General features: G+C 51.2%; 2 protein-coding genes. Both read left to right on the top strand.

Going from position 1 to position 516, the window contains the following annotated elements; translation table 11 throughout:
• A partial coding sequence (locus FOI68_RS24390) for a Mu transposase domain-containing protein (RefSeq protein ID WP_483296178.1) occupies window positions 1-299 on the top strand: 299 nt, incomplete at its 5' end.
• The coding region (locus tag FOI68_RS22810) for an ATP-binding protein (protein ID WP_221935136.1) at window positions 296-516 on the top strand (221 nt) is incomplete at its 3' end. The genes FOI68_RS24390 and FOI68_RS22810, both read left to right, overlap by 4 nt.

Genomic DNA, 516 nt, shown 5'->3' with positions numbered 1-516 from the left:
ACGGATTTGTTAGCTACGATGGTGTACGATATGGGGTTCCATGGAGGTATAGTGGACGTGAGGGTACCGTGCGAGAAGTGAATGGGTGGGTGGAAATCTGGGCCGACAGCACATGTATTGCTCGACACCAAAAGGTCTATCGATCCCGTGCAACTGTTTTTTGTGAAAACCAGTATGCAGGTCTTACGACTGCTCAAGGATATGCCTATCCACGTCCGCAAGCCCGACAGATTTCATCGCAGCAAGTGGAAGTGCGTTCGCTGGATGTCTATGAGCAGCTGACGGGGGTGGGAGCATGATTGAACTGGAACAAGCACGGCTACGTCTTGAGGAACTTGGGCTTCAGCAAGCGGCTCTACTCTTGGATGCCCATTTGGAAGCGGCAAGTCATGGACAGCCCACCTATCTGTCCTTTCTCAACATGCTTCTAGATGCAGAGATAGCGGAACGTCAAAAACGGAATATGGAGGTACGCACCAAACTCGCACACTTGCCTTACCGAAAAACACTGGAGGA

It is taken from the genome of Brevibacillus sp. LEMMJ03 (assembly GCF_007197875.1).
In the GTDB taxonomy this organism is placed as follows: domain Bacteria; phylum Bacillota; class Bacilli; order Brevibacillales; family Brevibacillaceae; genus Brevibacillus; species Brevibacillus thermoruber.
This window is presented reverse-complemented; position numbering and strand designations above follow the sequence as displayed.